This is a genomic window from Georgenia subflava (assembly GCF_009193155.1).
GTDB lineage: Bacteria > Actinomycetota > Actinomycetes > Actinomycetales > Actinomycetaceae > Georgenia > Georgenia subflava.
This window is the reverse complement of the sequence record NZ_VUKD01000001.1, coordinates 962962-980026: the sequence shown is the minus strand read 5'-3', so window position 1 is coordinate 980026 and position 17065 is coordinate 962962. Positions and strand designations below refer to the sequence as shown.

At 75.1% G+C, this 17065-nt stretch carries 13 protein-coding genes; 6 read left to right on the top strand and 7 right to left on the bottom strand.

What is annotated here, in order from left to right; all coding sequences use genetic code 11:
* The 3 genes from GD748_RS04420 to GD748_RS04410 are packed head-to-tail and all read left to right on the top strand — an operon-like array spanning position 1 to position 3561.
* On the top strand, positions 1-813 hold the full coding sequence (locus GD748_RS04420) for an amino acid ABC transporter ATP-binding protein (RefSeq protein ID WP_152193937.1): 813 nt from the start codon (positions 1-3) through the stop codon (positions 811-813).
* On the top strand, positions 794-2224 hold the full coding sequence (locus GD748_RS04415) for an MmgE/PrpD family protein (protein ID WP_152193936.1): 1431 nt from the start codon (positions 794-796) through the stop codon (positions 2222-2224). Before GD748_RS04420 ends, GD748_RS04415 begins: the two co-directional genes overlap by 20 nt.
* Positions 2221-3561 carry a M20/M25/M40 family metallo-hydrolase gene (locus GD748_RS04410; RefSeq protein ID WP_152193935.1) on the top strand — a complete coding sequence of 447 codons (1341 nt, stop codon included), beginning with the start codon at positions 2221-2223 and terminating at the stop codon, positions 3559-3561. Before GD748_RS04415 ends, GD748_RS04410 begins: the two co-directional genes overlap by 4 nt.
* A gap of 204 nt (positions 3562-3765) precedes the next feature.
* Here the strand turns inward: GD748_RS04410 and GD748_RS19800 are convergent, their stop codons facing one another.
* Entirely contained in the window at positions 3766-4713 is a 948-nt protein-coding gene (locus GD748_RS19800) for a SprT-like domain-containing protein (RefSeq protein WP_226920749.1), read from the bottom strand.
* A gap of 200 nt (positions 4714-4913) precedes the next feature.
* On the opposite strand from GD748_RS19800, the gene GD748_RS04400 reads away from it, so the two are divergent.
* Positions 4914-6137: an NAD(P)-binding domain-containing protein gene (locus tag GD748_RS04400; protein ID WP_152194379.1), complete on the top strand. Its 1224-nt coding sequence runs from the start codon at positions 4914-4916 to the stop codon at positions 6135-6137.
* A 106-nt stretch (positions 6138-6243) separates the two neighbouring features.
* Here the strand turns inward: GD748_RS04400 and GD748_RS04395 are convergent, their stop codons facing one another.
* Together GD748_RS04395 and GD748_RS04390 are read right to left on the bottom strand one after the other, a co-directional pair.
* Positions 6244-6978, bottom strand: coding sequence for a class I SAM-dependent methyltransferase (locus GD748_RS04395; RefSeq protein WP_152193934.1), 735 nt, complete (start codon positions 6976-6978; stop codon positions 6244-6246).
* 181 nt (positions 6979-7159) lie between these two features.
* Complete coding sequence (locus tag GD748_RS04390; RefSeq protein WP_152193933.1) at positions 7160-7345, bottom strand: hypothetical protein; 186 nt, start codon at positions 7343-7345, stop codon at positions 7160-7162.
* A gap of 151 nt (positions 7346-7496) precedes the next feature.
* Between GD748_RS04390 and GD748_RS04385 the strand changes: the two genes are divergently transcribed.
* Positions 7497-8468: a helix-turn-helix transcriptional regulator gene (locus tag GD748_RS04385; protein ID WP_152193932.1), complete on the top strand. Its 972-nt coding sequence runs from the start codon at positions 7497-7499 to the stop codon at positions 8466-8468.
* A 25-nt stretch (positions 8469-8493) separates the two neighbouring features.
* Entirely contained in the window at positions 8494-9279 is a 786-nt protein-coding gene (locus GD748_RS04380) for an enoyl-CoA hydratase-related protein (RefSeq protein ID WP_152193931.1), read from the top strand.
* Positions 9280-9321: 42 nt separating this feature from the next.
* On the opposite strand, the gene GD748_RS04375 is transcribed toward GD748_RS04380, so the two are convergent.
* The 4 genes from GD748_RS04375 to GD748_RS04360 are packed head-to-tail and all read right to left on the bottom strand — an operon-like array spanning position 9322 to position 17034.
* Positions 9322-9999, bottom strand: a complete 678-nt coding sequence (locus tag GD748_RS04375; RefSeq protein ID WP_152193930.1) for an ABC transporter ATP-binding protein — start codon at positions 9997-9999, stop codon at positions 9322-9324.
* Positions 9996-10952, bottom strand: coding sequence for an ABC transporter ATP-binding protein (locus GD748_RS04370; RefSeq protein WP_152193929.1), 957 nt, complete (start codon positions 10950-10952; stop codon positions 9996-9998). The genes GD748_RS04375 and GD748_RS04370 overlap by 4 nt, the downstream gene beginning before the upstream one ends.
* Complete coding sequence (locus GD748_RS04365; RefSeq protein ID WP_152193928.1) at positions 10952-13807, bottom strand: FtsX-like permease family protein; 2856 nt, start codon at positions 13805-13807, stop codon at positions 10952-10954. Before GD748_RS04365 ends, GD748_RS04370 begins: the two co-directional genes overlap by 1 nt.
* Positions 13804-17034 (bottom strand): FtsX-like permease family protein, encoded by a 3231-nt coding sequence (locus GD748_RS04360; RefSeq protein WP_193312853.1) that lies wholly within the window; start codon positions 17032-17034, stop codon positions 13804-13806. The genes GD748_RS04365 and GD748_RS04360 overlap by 4 nt, the downstream gene beginning before the upstream one ends.
* Positions 17035-17065 lie beyond the last annotated feature (31 nt).

Genomic DNA, 17065 nt, shown 5'->3' with positions numbered 1-17065 from the left:
ATGATCGACGTCCGCGGGCTGCGGAAGAGCTTCGGGAAGAACCTCGTGCTCGACGGCGTGGACCTGCAGGTGGAGCAGGGCGACGTCGTCGCCGTCATCGGGCCCTCGGGCTCCGGCAAGTCGACCCTCCTGCGCTGCCTGAACCTCCTCGAGGAGCCCGACGGCGGCACCATCACGATCAACGACGTCACCGTGAACCCGCCGCGCTACACCGCCAAGGAGGCGCACGCCCTGCGCCAGCAGACGGCGATGGTCTTCCAGAGCTACAACCTGTTCCGGAACAAGACGGCGCTGCAGAACGTCACCGAGGCGCTGGTCGTCGGCAAGAAGATGCCCCGGAAGGAGGCCGACGAGACGGGCCGGCGCCTGCTCACCCGGGTGGGGCTCAGCGAGGACACGATCCAGCAGTACCCGATCACCCTCTCCGGCGGGCAGCAGCAGCGCGTGTCCATCGCCCGCGCGCTCGCCGTGCGGCCCAAGGCGATCCTGCTCGACGAGCCGACCTCGGCGCTCGACCCCGAGCTCGTCAACGAGGTGCTCGCCGTGATCCGCACCCTCGCGCAGGAGCACACGACGATGGTCATCGTCACCCATGAGATGGCGTTCGCCGCCGAGGTGGCGGACCGGGTCGTCTTCATGGACGGCGGGTCCGTCGTGGAGGCGGGACCGCCCTCGCAGGTGCTCGCCGCCCCGCGTCACGAACGCACGAGGCGGTTCCTGCGCGAGCTCGGCTCCGGCTCCGAGCGCCCGCGGCGGCCCGAGCCGCCCGAGGACGACGGCGGAGAACGGGCCCTTGAGATCCCCCTCGGCTGACTGGCGCACGCTCACCACCGAGCTGCTGACGGCCCGCCCGTCGCCCGCGGCGCGCGCGGCGGCCGTGACCGCGCTCGAGGACGTCGTCGCGTCGTCGTTGATGGCGCGCCACGACCCCGCCGTCGGTCGTCTCGTGCGGTACGCGCGGGCGCAGGGCGTGCCCGCGCGGCCGAGACCCGTCCTCGGCCGTCGCGACGGCGTCGCGGCCGGCGCAGCCGCCCTCGTCGGCGGCTTCCAGGCACATCTGCTCGACGTGGACGACACGCACGAGCACGTGCGCGGGCACCCGTCGGCGGTGCTGGTGCCCACCCTCCTCGCGCTCGCCGAGCCCGACTCCGCCGGCGCGGACGTCCTCGACGCCTACGTCGTCGGCCTGGAGCTCATGGCCCGTCTCGGGCGGGTCCTCGGCCCGCGCCACTACGAGGCCGGCTGGCACCCGACCGGCACCGCCGGTGCGCTCGCAGGCGCGGTCGCGGGCAGCCGGCTGCTCGGCCTCGACGCGGCGACGACCGCCACGGCGGTCAGCCTCGCGGCGTCGCAGGCCGGCGGGCTGCGCGCGCAGTTCGGCACCTCCGCCAAGCCCCTGCAGGCCGGCCTGGCCGCCCAGTCCGCCGTCCAGGCCGTGCAGCTCGCGCTCGCCGGCGCCGAGGCGAACCCGGACTTCCTCGACTCCCGCGCCGGGTTCCTCGCGGCCCACGGCGCCGCCGGTGACCTCGACGAGCTCCACGCGGGCTGGGGCCGCTCCTGGCGGATCCTCGAGCCCGGGCTGTGGTTCAAGCAGCACCCGTTCTGCTCGGCCGCCATGTCCGCCTCCGACGCCGCCGCGAGCCTCGCCGGCGGAGCGCTCGCCGAGGTCGTCAGGACCGGACGGGTCGACGAGATCAGGGACGTCGTCGTCACGGTGCCCCGCGGCGGCGACACCGCGCTGCGGCACACCAGGCCGCGCACCGGCGAGGAGGGGCGGTTCAGCGTCGAGTACGTCGTCGCCCTCCAGCTGACCGGTCGCCGTCCGGACCTCGAGCACCTCGGGACCGCGCCGGTCGAGCCGGAGGTCGACGCCCTGGTCTCGCGCACCGCCCGCGAGCACGTCGACCGCGGCCCGGCGGCGGACGGCGGGCGCAGCTTCTGGTCGCGGGTGTCGGTGACGCGCGCCGACGGGCGCACGCTCGCCGCCGAGGTCGAGAACCCGCGCGGCAGCCCCCGCAACCCCCTCGGCCCCGACGACCACCGCGCCAAGCTCGTCGCCGCCACCGGGAGCGCGAGCGCCGCGGCAGCCGTCCACGAGGCGGTGGTTCGGGTGATCGACGGAGACGTGGGTAGCCTCGTCGAGGCGCTGCACGCCGCCGTCCCGACCGTCCCGTCCACCGACCGACAGCAGACCGCACCGCCGAGGCAGGGGAGCACAGCATGACCGACGAGAGCCACGAGACCATCAGCCTCATCGAGGACGAGGCGGTGCGGATCACCCAGGAGCTGATCCGCATCGACTCCACCAACTTCGGCGACGGCACGGGGCCCGGCGAGCGGGCCGCCGCCGATCACGTCATGACGCTGCTGCAGGAGGTCGGGCTTTCGCCCACGCTCATCGAGAGCGAGCCCGGGCGCGCCAACGTCATCGTCCGGCTCGAGGGCGCCGACCGCTCGCGGCCCGGCCTCGTGGTCCACGGCCACCTCGACGTCGTCCCCGCCAACGCCGCTGACTGGTCCGTCGACCCGTTCTCCGGCGAGATCCGCGACGGCATGATCTGGGGGCGCGGCGCGGTGGACATGAAGGACATGAACGGCATGATCCTCGCCAACGTCCGCCACATGGCGCGGACGGGCACCAGGCCGCCGCGCGACCTGGTGATCGCGTTCTTCGCTGACGAGGAGGCCGGCGGCACGTACGGCGCGCAGTGGCTCGTCACCCACCACCCGGAGCTCTTCGAGGGCTGCGACCAGGCCATCAGCGAGGTCGGCGGCTACTCGATCACGGTGCCGGAAAAGACCACCGGCGACCCGGTCCGCGCCTACCTCCTCCAGACGGCCGAGAAGGGCTTCGCCTGGATCCGCATCCGGGCGACGGGGCGGGCCGGCCACGGCTCGGTGCCCAACGACGAGAACGCCATCGTGCGTCTCGCGCGTGCCATCGACCGGATCGACGCCCACGAGTGGCCGCGCGAGTTCGTCGCCTCGGTCACGAAGCTCTTCGACGGCGTCACCGAGCTGACCGGCGTGGAGCGCGACGACGAGCGGATCGAGGAGTTCCTGCCGCTCATGGGCGGGGCGCGGGCCTTCGTCGCCGGGACCCTCCAGGACAGCGCCAACCTCACCATGCTCGACGCCGGCTACAAGAACAACGTCATCCCGGGAAGCGCCGAGGCGGCCATCGACTGCCGCTTCCTGCCGGGCCACCAGGACCTCATGCTCGACACGATCCGGGAGCTGGCCGGCGAGCACGTCGAGCTCATCGTGGACAAGCTGGGCATCGCCCTGGACGCCCCCACGGAGAGCGCGTTCGTCGACACGATGCGCGAGGCGATCCTCGCCGAGGACCCGGGGGCGCACCTGCTCCCGTACTGCCTCTCCGCCGGGACGGACAACAAGGCGCTGCGGCGCCTCGACATCGACGGCTACGGCTTCGCCCCGCTGCGGCTGCCCGCCGACCTCGACTTCGCCCCGCTCTTCCACGGCGTCGACGAGCGGGTGCCGGTCGACGGCGTGAAGTTCGGTGCCCGGGTGCTCAAGCGGCTGCTCGAGACCTGCTGACCGGGGCCGTCAGGCGGCGCGGACCGGCCTGACGGGCGCGCCGCACCTGGTACATCCGTACGGACATGCCTGACGGATGTTCCACGGGCACCGGCCCGGCCCGTCACGCGACGCGGACCGGCACCGGCCCGACCGGGCGACGCACCTGGTACATCCGTACGGACATGCCTGACGGATCTTCCACGGGCAGCCGGGCTTGGGCCGTCACGCGGCGCGGACCGGCTCGACCAGCTCGAACGGCACGGTCAGCACGTCCTTCCCGCGACGCACGTGGTACCGGGTCCGGGCCCGCTTGACGATCGTGGCCTCGACGCCGAGGTACTTGCCCTGCGCCGTGATCCGCACGACCCAGCCGGGCGTCAGGTGACCGCGCGCCGCCGCCTCGCGCAGCTGCATCCGGGGCGTCAGCGGCGGGTCCTCGATCTCGGGCGGCGGCTCCTCGACCCGCCAGCGGCGGCCGTCGTCGTCGAGGACCCAGTCGTCGGGCGCCCGCTCGTCGGCGCCCCACGCGGCTGCGCCGGGCGGGCCGTCGTCGAGCTCACGCTCCCACCACAGGGCGGGCTGCTCGGTGACCGGCTCGTCCTCGAGCAGCGCGTTGGCGCCCACCAGGCGGGAGTCGGCGAGGACCTCGGCCGCCCGGCGCCGCTCGTGGCCGGCGAGGAGCCGCAGCACCTCACGCTCGTACCGGGCGCCCATCGGCACCTGGCGGCCGTGGAAGGTCCAGCGCAGCAGGAAGTCGGGGTTGAAGCCCGGGTCGCAGCGCGCACAGCTCGCCGGTCGGGCGGGTCGGCGGTGGCGGTCGTAGGAGTGGCCGCGCGGGCAGGTGCCCTGCCACGGTGCCGGCGCCCGCGGCGCGTCGGGCGCGACCAGCCGGGAGCCGGAGCAGCCGATGGCCAGCGCCTTGGCCCGCCAGACGTCGTCGTGCCCGTGCGCCGACCCCACCAGCGCGTGGGCGACCTCGTGCAGCACCGTGTCACGCACCTGGTCCTCGTCGTACAGCGACATCAGGTGCCGCGAGACAGAGATGGTGCGCGCCTGGAACTTGCACGCACCGGCCCGGCGCTTGGCGTTGTCGAAGGCGAAGCGCCAGGACCGCAGGCCGTGCTCGGCCAGGAGCGACTCGCCCAGGGCGCGTACCGCCGTCAGCTCCATGCCCCACCTCCGCGCGCCAGCGGGCCCCGCCGGTCGGAACCCGTCGGCACCGAGGGTACGGGGCGGTGCCGACAGACCGCGGGCGGCCTGTGCACGCGCGCCCGGCTCCGCCGAGTGGCACGCCTGGCGGCCGGCCGGGACGTGGTCGATACCACCGCCGACGGCGGAAGGTCGCGGGCCCGGCGTGCGTTGCCATGGACATGACCACCGTGACCACGCCCGCCGACCGCGGCACCGCCGTCGTGACGGCAGAGTGGTCGACGACCGGCGCATCGGGTCTGACCGCCGACGTCGTCGTCATCGGCGCCGGCCAGGCCGGGCTATCGGCCGCGTTCCACCTGCGCCGGCGCGGGTTCGTCCCGGCCGCCGACATCCGCGACGGTGGGCTGCTGGGTCCCGCCGAGCCGGCCCCGGACGCGGTCGGCACCTATCTCGTCCTCGACGCCGAGTCCGGTCCGGGCGGCGCCTGGCGCCACCGCTGGCGCTCGCTTCGCATGGCCACCGTCAACGGCATCCACGACCTGCCGGGCATGGCCCAGCCCGACGTCGATCCGGGGGAGCCGAGCGCCGAGGCGCTGCCCCGCTACTTCGCCGAGTACGAGCGCGAGCTCGAGCTGGCGATCCTGCGCCCGGTGCGCGTCAGCGCCGTCCGCCGCGTCGACGCCGAGCCCGGCGGCCGGCTCCTCGTCGAGTCCGACGCCGGCCCCGTCACCGCCCGGGCCGTCATCAACGCCACCGGCACCTGGAGCAAGCCCTTCTGGCCGCGCTACCCCGGCCAGCTCGACTTCGCCGGCCGGCAGCTGCACGTGGCCGACTACGTCCGGGCCGAGGAGTTCGCCGGTCAGCACGTGGTCGTCGTCGGCGGCGGCATCTCCGCCGTCCAGCTCCTCGACGAGATCTCGAAGGTCACGACCACCACGTGGGTCACCCGCCGCGAGCCCGTCTGGCGGGACACCGAGTTCGACCCCGACGCCGGCCGCCGCGCCGTCGCCATGGTCGAGGAACGGGTGCGCCAGGGTCTGCCGCCGCGCAGCGTCGTCTCCGTCACCGGGCTCATCTGGACCCCGACGCTGCGGGCCGCGGCCGCCCGCGGCGCGCTCGCCCGCCACCCGATGTTCACCCGGATCGAGCCCGACGGCGTCCGCATGGCCGACGGCACCCTCCAGCCCGCCGACGTCATCCTGTGGGCCACGGGCTTCCGGGCCGCGCTCGACCACCTCAGCCCGCTGCACCTGCGCGGCCAGGGGGGTGGCATCACGATGGACGGCACCCAGGTGGCGGGCGAGCCGCGGCTGCACCTGATCGGCTACGGCCCGTCGTCGTCGACCGTGGGCGCCAACCGGGCCGGCCGGGAGGCCGTCACCCGGATCCTGGACCACCTCGGTGACCGGCCCACGCGGTCCGTCGGCTCTGCGGACGCCTGATCATCCCGACCAGCCGAGGCGACCGGTCCGTCCGTCCCCGCAGGGTCCGAGGGACCAGCGGGTTGCGTGCACCGCTGAAGACTCTCCTCCACGGCACCCCAGGAGCTCAGGACCGACGAGCGTGGAACACGAGGACGCGGGATGTTGGTGTGATGTCCTCGCCGTTCCACCCGCCGGCGACATCGACCTGACCGAAGCCCGCGTCCTGGAGTGCCGTCCGGAAGGCCTCGGCACGACGGAAGTACAGGGTGCTGGTGTATATGCGGTCCTCGCCGTCGAGCAGGACGTTGTGGGCGTCGAAAGTCACCCGATCACCGGTGATGTCGGTGACCTCGAGCCATTCGGTCAGTCGTCCGAGGTCGGTGTCGCGCTCACCGAGGGTGGCTTCGCGGGTCCACCGTTCCCATTCTCGTGCGGACGGGTTACGAGACTCGAAGGCCAGGACGCCGCCGGGGCGAAGTGCGCCGCTGATCCGGCGTAGCGCTCGTCGGAGGTCGTCGGCGTTCAGGTGCATGATCGCGTTGCCAGTACAGAGAACCAGGTCGACGGCGCCGGTCGCCACGATCGAGCCGGCATCACCGAGGATCCACGTGACGTTCTCGGCTCCGGGCTGCCGTCGTGCCCAGTCGAGCATGACGCTGCTCGGATCGATACCCGACACCGACCGACCTGATGTGGCCAGGCTGCGCGTGAGGAGTCCTGTGCCGCAGCCGAGGTCGATGATCGTCCGCGCATCCAGCGCCTCCGCCAGTGCCCGGTAGTGGTCGTGATCGATGCCGCCTGGGTTGTCGACGTCATAGAGCGCCACGAGATCAGGGTCGCCGTACGGATCAGTCGTCATTGGGCGGATCCTAGGGGGAGCGACTGCTCGGGGACGCTGAGGACGACCGTGAGCGGAGGTGGTCGCGACCCGGGGCCAAGGGCACCAGGGTCAGCACCACCTACGCCATTGCCGACGGCCGCACCGACGACGAGGGAGTCGTTGCCGGGTTACGCAGCGCGGTTCGCACTTGGAGTCATCGTCAAGGTCCTCCTGGTGCGGGTGGTCGGCGCGGTGTGAACCACCGGCGCGGCGCGAGACGGTCCGGTTCGTAGGAGCGGACCAGGCGGGCGTGCTCCGCCTTCGCCAGGCGCTCCTCGTGCAGGATGTTCACCATCTGCTCGGATATGTGCGTCATCGTGTGCCCCTCGTCCTCGTTTCCCTCCATGCCCGGCCGGTGCCGGGCAGTCCGTCGGTGGCCTGTCGGGCGGGGCCGGTGACGATGCCGGACGAGCTCCCCGCGCCGCATCGAGCGCATACGAGAACGCTAGGAAGAGATGCGGAATGTGCGGTTCCTCATCGTCGACGATGATGGACCGATGCTGGAGACCTCCGTCCGTCTGCTGCGGCTCCTCGCACTCCTCCAGACCGGCCGGACCTGGACGGGCGCCGAGCTCGCCGAACGTCTCGCCGTCACCACCCGCACGGTGCGCAACGATCTCGGGCGGCTGCGGCTCCTCGGCTACGAGGTCACCTCGCGGACCGGCCCCGCCGGTGGGTACAAGCTGGACGCCGGCACGGCCGTCCCGCCGCTGCTCCTGGACGACGACGAGGCGGTCGCCATCGCCGTCGCCCTGCGTGCCGCGGCCTCCGGCTCCGTCACCGGGATCGAGGAGACCGCGACGCGTGCGCTCGTCAAGCTCGAGCGGACCCTGCCGGCCCGGCTCCGGCCGACGCTCGAGGTGGTGCGGTCCGCGACGGACACGGCACCGTCGGAGGGGCCGACCGTCGCCCCGGACGTGCTGAGCGCGGTCGCCACCGCGATCCACCGGCACGAGCGGCTGCGGTTCGACTACACGAGCCACGGCGGGACCGAGAGCCGGCGCGACGTCGAGCCCCACCGCCTGGTGTACACCGGGCGGCGGTGGTACCTGCTGGCGTGGGACGTCGGCAGGACCGACTGGCGCACCTTCCGTGCGGACCGGCTGCAGCCGAAGGTCCCCACCGGGCCCCGGTTCACCCCCCGGGACGCGGGTGACGCCGTCGCCCGTGTCCTGCACGGCACCAGCACGGCGGTGTGGCCGTTCCGGGCGAGGGCCCGGCTGCACGCGAGCACCGAGGTCATGGCCCGGCGCCTGGACTGGAACGACGGCGCGGTGACGGCCGAGGGGCCCACGACCTGTGTGATCGAGACCGGTGGGCCGTCGTTGATGCATCTCGCGGGCTTCCTCGTGGACCTCGACGTGGACTTCGAGATCCTCGAGCCCCCCGAGCTGCGGCCGGTGGTCCGACGGCTCGCCGACCGCCTGCGCGCCGCCGTCGCCGACGGGAACGCCGTCCGGGGCGGATAGCCTGGCGGCGGGACGAGGAGGGCCGATGGTGGCTTCGGAGCATGTCAGGGTCGACCGCGACGGGCACGTGCTCGTGCTCACCCTGGACCGGCCGGCGAAGAAGAACGCGCTGACGGCGCCGATGTACGAAGTGCTGGCCGAGGCCGTGACCTCCGCCGGGGACGACCCGCAGGTGCGGTGCGTGCTGCTGCGCGCGGAGGGCGACAGCTTCTGTGCGGGCAACGACATCGCCGACTTCCTCACGGTCCGTGACCGCGCGGAGGAGGGTGGTGACGCCCAGCAGCTGTGGGCGACGGTGTCGGCCTTCCTTACCGCCCTCGCGCGGACCCGTGTGCCGGTGGTGGCGGCGGTGCAGCGCCGGGCGGTCGGCGTCGGCCTGACCATGCTGCTGCACTGCGACCTGGTCTACCTGGCCGAGGACGCGCGCCTGTCCGCGCCGTTCGTCGACCTCGGCCTGGTGCCGGAGGCCGCCTCCTCGCTCACGCTCCCCGCACGGATCGGGCACGCCCGGGCGTTCGCCGTGCTCGTGCTCGGCGAGACCGTCGACGCCGCGCAGGCACTCGGGTGGGGTCTCGCCAACGCCGTCGTGCCCCCGGACGAGCTGGACGACCGCGCGCGGAGGGCGGCCGGGCAGGTCGCCGCCCGGGCACCCGAGGCGGTGGGTCTGACCAAGAGCCTCATGCGGGACTCCGACGCGCTCGAGGAACGCATCGCGAAGGAGGGGAAGCTGTTCATGGAGCGGCTGCGCTCGCCCGACGTCGCGCACATCCTCACGGCTCGTATGCGGGGGCTGGGCAGCGCACGAGGCTGACGAGCGGGTTGCGCGTGCCGGCGGATCGGGCGCCCGCAGCGGTCAGGCCTCGGTGAGCTGGCCGTCGCGCAGCCGGACCACGCGGTCGGCCACCTTCAGCAGCACCGGGTCGTGGGTGGCGACGATCGCTGTCATCCGTTCCTCGCGCACCAGGCGCTGGATCAGGTCCATGATGTCGCGGCCCGTGTGGGAGTCGAGCTGCCCGGTCGGCTCGTCCGCGAGCAGCAGCCTCGGCCCCGGCGCCAGAGCGCGAGCGAGCGCCACCCGCTGCTGCTGACCGCCCGAGAGCTCGCCGGGGCGCTGGTTGCGGTGGGCGGACAGCCCCACCAGCTCCAGCAGGTGCGCCACCCGCTCCTCCCGCTCTGCCGGCGGGCGGTGCTGCAGCCGCAGCGGCACGCCGACGTTCTCGCGGGCGGTGAGGATCGGCACCAGCCCGAAGGACTGGAACACGTAGGCCAGCGTGCCGCGGCGCAGCGCGAGCAGCTCCTCCTCGTCCATCGCGGTGACCTCGGCCCCGTCCAGGAGCACGCGGCCGCCGTCGGCGCAGTCCAGACCGCCGATCAGGTTGAGCAGCGTCGTCTTGCCCGACCCGGAGCGGCCGACGACGGCGAGCAGCTGGCCGCGCGGGACCCGCAGGTGCAGCCCGCGCAGCGCGTGCACCGCCGTCGCCCCGGTGCCGTACGTGCGGTGCAGGTCCTCGACGACCACGTGCTCGTTCATCGCGGCTCCCGCCCGTCGGGTGTGGGGCCGCCGTCATCGGGGCCGTCGTCGGGACTCGCGGGACTCGCGGCGGGCCAGACCCCGATGTGGTCGGCCTCGAGATCCAGCCGCACCCGGTCACGCATGTCCAGCGCCGTGGTGAAGTCCCGGGGCAGCTGCAGACGCCCGGCCCGGTCCAGCACCGCGTACTCCTCCGCCACCAGCGACTCGCGGCCGTGCTCGTCGACCTCGGTGCGCCGCAGCACCTCCGAGCTCGTACGCCCGTCCCGGATGCCCACGGTGCGCTGGACCTGCTCGGACACCAGGTCGTCGTGCGTGACCACGACGACTGTCACGCCGAGCTCGGCGTTGACGGTGCGCAGCGCGGCGAAGACCTGGTCCGAGCTCTCGGTGTCGAGCTCACCGGTCGGCTCGTCGGCCAGCAGCACCTGGGGCTGGTTCGCCAGGGCGACCCCGAGGGCCACGCGCTGCTGCTGACCGCCCGAGAGCTCGTCCAGGCGGTTCCCCCGCACGTCGGTCAGGTCCAGCATGTCGAGCAGCTCCGCGACCCGGGCGGACCGGTCGGCACGGTCCACGCCGGTCAGCAGCATCGGCAGCGCGAGGTTCTCGGCGGCATCGAGGTAGGGCAGCAGGTTCTGGTTCGCCTGCTGGTACAGGAACCCGACCACCTCGCGGCGGTAGCGCAGCCGGTCCCGGGCGGACATGGTCAGCAGGTCCTGCCCGGCCACCCGCGCGAGCCCCGCCGTGGGACGGTCGAGGCCGGAGAGGATGTGCAGCAGCGTGGACTTCCCGGAACCCGAGGCGCCGATGACGGCGACGAGCTCGCCGTCGTCGACCAGCAGGTCCAGACCCTGCAGCGCGACGACCTCCACCCCCTCGGCACGGTAGATCCGCAGGAGGTTGTCGCACACGATCTGCGCGGCATGCCCGTAGTCGGGGACGGTCGCGGTCATCACTCTCCGATCCGCAGGGACGAGGACAGACTGGCACGGACGTCCCGCGCCGCGTCGACCAGCACGGCGACGGCGACCACCGCCACCAGCCCGACGCCCAGTCCCAGCACGGCCGCGGCACCCGGCCGCAGCGGCGGAGCAGCGGGTCCGCCGGTGAAGGGACCGAGATCCAGCGCGGGCCCGAGCAGGAGCGGCAGAGCGAGTCCGACGGCGATCCCCGGCAGCAGGGCCGCCACGGCCAGCGGCACCAGCTCCCATGCCACCAGGCCGCGGACCTGCGGCGGGCGCATGCCCATGGTGCGCAGCCGGGCGACGGTGGCCTGCCGGTCCGCGGCGCCCAGCGCCAGCAGCAGCACGACGGCGACCACGGAGTACGCGGCCGCGAGCACCATGGTGCTGAGGAACGCGGCCCGCAGGAACGACGGCAGCGGCGCATCGGCGACGGCGGCCCGCACCTCGACCCGGTCGGCCACGTCGCGGCTCGGCGAGCGCTCGAGCACGTCGTCGACCGCGAAGGCGTCGGTGGCACGAAGGAGCGCGGTGGTGGGCTCGACCGCGCCGTTGGTGGCGCTCTCGAGATCGCCGAGGCGGACGAGCACGACGACGTCCTCGGCGTCCGCCCCACGCTGCAGCGCCGGCACCACTGCCCGCACGTCGAGCGGGAGCTGCCGGCCGAGCGTGCCGACGGTGACCGGGCCGCCCGCGGCGGCGGCGTCGTCGAGCGGGGCGGAGACCAGTGCCGGCAGCGGTGTGCCGGCGTCGCCGACCGGTGGCTGCGCGTCGAGGTCGGCCAGCTCCTCGTCGGCGGCGAGCGGCGTGCCGACGAGGAGCGCGGCGTACTCCGCGGGCGGGACGGCGAGCAGCGTGACCCGACCCCCGTCGGCGACGGCGGCCTCGGTGTCGCGGTGGGCGGCGACCAGACCGGTGACGCCGGGTGCGTCGGCGAGGGCGGTGACCTCCGCCGTCGTCAGGGCCGGGTCGTCGACGCGGACGTCGGCGCCGACCTCGCGCCACGCCGCCCGGTCCTGCTCGCCGCCGACGGTGGTCTGCACGGTCGAGGCGAAGACGGAGACGGCGACCGCCAGGAGCAGGACCACCAGCGGCAGCACCGAGGACATCCGCTCCCGTGACGCGCGGGCCAGCCCCAGGAACGCGACCGCGCCGGACCGGCGGGCGATGCGGTGCGCCGCCCGATGCACGGGGAAGGGGTAGGCGCGCAGCACCACCACGGCCACCGCCAGCACCACCAATGTTGGCACCAGCGCGGCGTACGGGTCGATGGATCCGGCGTCGGTGATCAGGCCGCGACGGCGCAGCGAGTAGGCGCCGAGCCCGGCCAGGAGAACCAGGGCGACCTCCGGGCCGAGCCGGGCCAGCGGATGGGTGCGACGCGTGTCCCCGGCGCCGTGCAGCACGCGGGTGGCGGCCCGGACCGCCCACGGCAGCACCGCCAGCGGCAGGACGAGAACGGCGGCGGCGAGCAGGTACGGCGCCGCGGAGTGGCCGGCCGGGGTGAGCAGCCGGCCCGCCACGGTGCCGACCACGGCGGCCGGGCCGACCCAGAGCAGGGCCTGGGCGTCGACGAGGCCGACGAGCTGGGGGATGGAGGAGCCGCGCGAGCGCAGCAGCCGCAGCTCGTCGCGGCGCCGGTCGACGGCCACCAGCGCGGTGAGCACGACGGAGATCCCGGCGATCGCCAGGACCGCGGCGAACGCCACCGACACCAGGGTCCGGGTCACCCCGACACCGTGCTCGTACCGCTCGAGCAGCTGCGGCAGGCCGGTCTGCCCGCGCACGGGGAACGGGGCGACCGACTCCGCCGGTGTGAGCACCCGGCCGACCGCGGCGGTCAGCACCTCCACGTCGGCTGCGTCGAGGGCATCGGCGTCGAACACGAAGCGCCAGGCGTGGGTGAGCGACGGCGGCACCTGGGTGCCGCCCTGCGGGAACCCCGGCAGGCCGTCGAACCGGCCGTCGGGCAGGGTGATCGCGCTCGCCAGACCGCGGTAGTCGTCCTCGGCGAGCAGGCCGGTCAGCAGCCAGCCCAGGCCGCCGTCGGCAGTGGGGAACCGGCCCGGCTCCAGCGCCAGCGGGTCGGCGCCCCAGTAGCCGCCGGCCGGGTCACCGGCCCGGAAGACGCCGACCACCCGGACCACCACCGGCGTCGGCGCCCCGCCGGGGAGGCTGTCGAGCAGGAGCGCGTCGCCCACCGTCAGCTCCAGGGTCTGGGCCGCGGCGTCCGAGACGGCCAGCTCGAGGGTGGGGACGTCGACCGGTTCGCCGGGGAGCAGGAGGTCGGGGTCGACAGCCGTCGTGCCGGCGTCGGGGAGGGGCGCCCGGCCGTCGACGAGCTCTGCGTGCTCGGTCCAGCGCTCCTGCTGGCGCAGGACCAGCCGGACCGGCTCGCCCGCCGGCTGGGTGCCGCCGGGCAGGAGGAGCGCCTCCGCCGGCTGCGTGTACGCGGCGAACGTGGTGTCGGCGAGCAGGTTCGTGGCGGCCGGGCCGAGCTGGTCGCGGACGGCCCGCTCGGTGCTCTCGACGAGGTCGTCGGTGAACGGGACCGGGTAGAAGCGGGCGGCCCCGCCCAGCACCGTGAGGTCACGCTGGACGGGCAGCGCACGCTCGAGCTGTTCGGTCAGGGCGGCGTCGTAGGCGGCATCGGCGGCCCGCGGGGCGGCGACGGCGACGAACGTCGTCAGCAGCACGAGCAGCGCCAGCACCGTGTGCACCCCGCGCCCCGTGCGCAGCTGGCGGCGCAGCAGGAGCAGCCAGGCGGCGCTGCGGGTGCGTCCGGGGCGCACGCCGTCCGGGAGCGCCGTGCCGGGGTGCGCGCCCCGGCGTCCCCGGGCCGTCATGTCGTCTCTCCGCGGCGGAGCTCGCCGACCACCTGGGCCGGCGGCAACGGGCGGACCACCGTCAGCGTGACGGCGGCGAGGAGGCCGACCACCAGCGCGCCGAGGCCGGCGAGCGCCGCCCAGGGCACGGCCACGAGGACGGGCGGGACGGGCGTCGTCGGGTCGGTGGACAGGACGGTCAGCGGTGCCACCGCGACCGCGGCGAGGGTGCCGAGGACGAGGCCCAGGGCCGTCGTGATGGCCACGAGGACGACCCGTTCGAGCAGCAGGGCGACCCGGACCGAGCGCGGCCGGGCTCCGAGGGAGTGCAGGACCGCGAGCTCGCCGCGCTGGCGCCGGGTGTGGACCACCGCCGTCGCGGCGTACCCCAGGCCGGCGAGGACCAGCGCGGCGAACGTGACCAGGACCAGGGCGCTGGACATCCCCACGCTCAGCGGGTCCCGCGCTCGGTCCTCGACGATCGAGGCACGGTCCAGCACCCGGGTGCCCGGCGGGAGCTCGGCCAGCAGCGCGTCGTCGAGGCCACCGGCCGCGTCCGCGGGCAGGTCCATCCACCACTGCACGATCCGTTCGGGCGAGCGCAGACCCTCGGCACCGATCCCGTCGGTACCGACGGTGGCGCCGAGGGCGACGACGGAGCGCAGGTCCACGAGAACGCCGTCCTGGCCCGCCGCCAGCGTGGGCAGGGAGTCCACGGTGGCGCTGAGCCGCACCGGCAGCCGGCCGCCGCGCCAGGGCAGCCGGACCGTCTCGCCGAGCCCGACGCCGGCGGCGGTGAGGACCCCCGGGGTCACCACGGCCGGGATCGGCTCGACGTCCCCGGCGTCGACCACCTCGCGCAGGCCGATCCGCACGGCCGCGTCGCCCGGTACGCGCGCGTCGCCCGCGACCCAGGTCCAGTCGGTGCCGCCGCCGACCGGCACCGGGTCCCCGCCGTCGGTGCTCGCACCGAACGCCCGGACCGCGATCGACGGCTGCGGGGCACCCGGGAGGACGGCCGGGACCCGGCCGACCAGGCCGACGACCGCGAGCGGGCCGGTGACCTCGCCGGGCCGGGCGCCGACCGCGGCCCGCAGCCGGTGGTCGCCCGGTCCCGGCAGGGTGCCGAGCTCCACCCGGTGCCACAGGCCCGAGCCGTCCTGGAGCACCACGGCGAGGTCCGCGACGCCGATCGCCTCCGCCGGGTCGCCCGGCAGCTCGAGGGTGACGTCGAGGACGATCTCGTCCGGGACGCCGGGCAGGGGCAGCACGGCGGCCTCCGGACGGGCGTCGCGCAGCGGGGCGAGGAGCTCCGCGGGGCTCGCCGCACCGAGCTGGTCCGGCCTCATCAGCATCACGTCGGCCCGGTCCGCGTCGACGGCGAGCACCTCGACGTCGTCCAGGGGGCCGACGCGGGTGCCGCCGCGCAGCACCGGCAGCAGGTTCTCGCCGCCCACGCCCGTCGCCAGGGCGTGCTCGACCGTCAGGGAGTCGGCGGCGGGCGCCGTCGGGAGGTCGACGCGGAGGTCGGCCCCCACCTGGTGCGCGGCCCGGTCCTGCCGGGCCTGGGCGCTCGTGGCGCGGTGCACCAGCGCGAGCGAGCCCATCGAGACGGCCAGCACCAGCAGGATCACGAGGCCGCTCTGCCGGGGCAGGTGCCGGTCGGCCTGCCAGCCCGCCCAGGCGGCCGGCAGGCCCGGGCTCCGGGCGGCGAGCCGCCGGCCGAGGCGGGTGGCGAGCGGCAGCAGCCGCAGGCACAGCACGCTCGCGGCCAGCACCACCAGGGCCGGGGCCACCACGAGCAGCGGGTCGGTCCCGGACGTCTCGGAGCCGGCGTGCCGGCGCAGCTGGAGGTAGCCGACGGCCCCGAGCGCGACGAGCACGAGGTCGAGGCCGGAGCGGCGCACCACGGCCAGCCGCGGGCGTGCGGCCCGGACGGTGCCGGCCGGGGGACCGAGCGCGGTGCGTGCGCCGGTGAGGACGAGGAGGACGCCGAGGCCGGCAGCTGTCGCCGTCGCCGTGAGCCAGACCGGTGCGTCGACGAGCTCGGCGTGGATCGGCTCCGTGGTGCCGGCCGCCGCCAGTCGCGCGGCGAGCGGCGGGGCCGTCAGGCCGGCGACGAGGGCGGCGAGCACCGCGACCGTGCCGGACTCGCGCAGGCTCAGGGCGAGCAGCTGCCCGCGCGAGGCGCCGCGGGCGACCAGCAGCCGGTCCTCGTTCTCGCGCAGGGTCCCGAGCAGCGTGCCGGTGAGCGCGACCGCCGCGCCGGCGAGCAGCGCCAGGAGGACCGCCGGGGTGAGCAGTGCGGTGGCCGCCCGGTCGCGGGTGCTCGCCGCGGTGGCGAGCAGCTCCGGGATCGGCGAGTGCACGCGCGCCTCCGGCAGGGCCGGGTCGTCGGCCAGGCCGGCGAGCAGCGTCCGGGTCTCCCGGCGGAGCTCCGGCAGCTGCGCCGAGGTCAGCTCGGACACGTCCGGGTAGAGCCGCCAGGTCGCGCTCGAGCTTGCCGTCTGGTGGGCGGAGAAGTCCTCGGCCGTCGTCACCAACGGCCCGTAGGTGGTGAACTCCTCCTGCTGCACGCCGGTGTTGGCGAAGGCGTCCCCGAGCCAGAACGGGTCCGCCGGGTCGTCGGGCAGGTAGATCCCGGACACCGTCACCGACACGCCGGACGGGCCGGTGGGGAGCCGGTTGGCCAGGGTCACGGTCGTGCCGACCTGCCAGTCCAGCGGCTCTGCGACCGCCTGCGGCACGGCCACCTCGACGGCGGGGACGACGGCGTCGTCGCTCGTGCCGCCGTCGCCGTCCCCGCCGTCGTCCGAGGAAGCGCCCGTCCCGGTGGCCGGCCAGGCGCCGTCGACGAGGGTCGCGTGCCCCTCGATACCGGCCAGGTGGGCGAGCCGGGCCAGATCCGGGTGCTCCTCCGTGGCCCCTGCGCGGCCGGGCAGGCCGTAGGAGACCGACCGGGTCGACAGGTGCACCGTGACGTCCCGGGAGAGCTGCTCGGCCAGCGTGGCGACGGCGTCGTCCATGGCGGTGAGCTCGTCCGGACCGAGACTGGTGACGACCTCGACGGCCCGCTGCTCCGGTGCGGCAGCGCCGACCACCTGCGTCACGGTCCGCTGGGCGAGCGTCACGGAGAAGGTCTGCAGGGTGGTCAGCACCAGGACCGCGAAGAGCATGGTCGCCAGTGCGGCGATCGCGGCCGCGGGGTGCCCGGCCAGGCGGCGTCTGGTGAGGCCGGTCAAGGACACGGCCGGACCCCCGGGCGGCCGGGCGGCGCCG

Excerpts from the sequence above, each read along its gene's own strand:
- GD748_RS04385 (WP_152193932.1), top strand. The coding sequence starts at position 7,497 with ATGCTGGAGACCTCCGTCCGTCTGCTGCGGCTCCTCGCACTCCTCCAG.
- GD748_RS04410 (WP_152193935.1), top strand. The coding sequence starts at position 2,221 with ATGACCGACGAGAGCCACGAGACCATCAGCCTCATCGAGGACGAGGCG.
- GD748_RS04375 (WP_152193930.1), bottom strand. The coding sequence starts at position 9,999 with ATGAACGAGCACGTGGTCGTCGAGGACCTGCACCGCACGTACGGCACC.
- GD748_RS19800 (WP_226920749.1), bottom strand. The coding sequence starts at position 4,713 with ATGGAGCTGACGGCGGTACGCGCCCTGGGCGAGTCGCTCCTGGCCGAG.
- GD748_RS04370 (WP_152193929.1), bottom strand. The coding sequence starts at position 10,952 with ATGACCGCGACCGTCCCCGACTACGGGCATGCCGCGCAGATCGTGTGC.
- GD748_RS04390 (WP_152193933.1), bottom strand. The coding sequence starts at position 7,345 with ATGGAGGGAAACGAGGACGAGGGGCACACGATGACGCACATATCCGAG.
- GD748_RS04395 (WP_152193934.1), bottom strand. The coding sequence starts at position 6,978 with ATGACGACTGATCCGTACGGCGACCCTGATCTCGTGGCGCTCTATGAC.
- GD748_RS04365 (WP_152193928.1), bottom strand. The coding sequence starts at position 13,807 with ATGACGGCCCGGGGACGCCGGGGCGCGCACCCCGGCACGGCGCTCCCG.
- GD748_RS04420 (WP_152193937.1), top strand. The coding sequence starts at position 1 with ATGATCGACGTCCGCGGGCTGCGGAAGAGCTTCGGGAAGAACCTCGTG.
- GD748_RS04400 (WP_152194379.1), top strand. The coding sequence starts at position 4,914 with ATGACCACCGTGACCACGCCCGCCGACCGCGGCACCGCCGTCGTGACG.
- GD748_RS04380 (WP_152193931.1), top strand. The coding sequence starts at position 8,494 with ATGGTGGCTTCGGAGCATGTCAGGGTCGACCGCGACGGGCACGTGCTC.